This window comes from Vibrio sp. DNB22_10_4 (genome assembly GCF_052879755.1).
Genome location: NZ_JBNNXW010000069.1, coordinates 1 through 269 on the forward strand (window position 1 = coordinate 1; position 269 = coordinate 269).

Sequence of the window (269 nt, forward strand, 5' to 3'; positions counted from 1 at the left end):
TCTATGCACTGTGCGCGCTGGGCCTGGCGCTGTTTGGCAGACGCGCGCTGTGGCTGGTCGCGCTGATGTTGTTCACCACAACCATCATCGTGCCGTTCTGGCACAGCGGTGTGGTGCCGCGTGATCCGGAGGCGCTCTACGCCTGGGCCACGCCCCTGCAGGCAATGGCCGCCAACCCACTTGTGCTCGAGTTCCTGCTGGGGGCGGGGCTGGCGTGGCTGTATGCGGAACACCGGCACCGCCTGACACCCGCCTTGGCCCATGTGCTG

At 67.3% G+C, this 269-nt stretch carries 1 protein-coding gene; it reads left to right on the forward strand.

The window, feature by feature from the left end:
- On the forward strand, positions 1-269 hold a 269-nt coding region (locus ACVA6Q_RS24695), incomplete at both ends, for a hypothetical protein (RefSeq protein WP_446649227.1).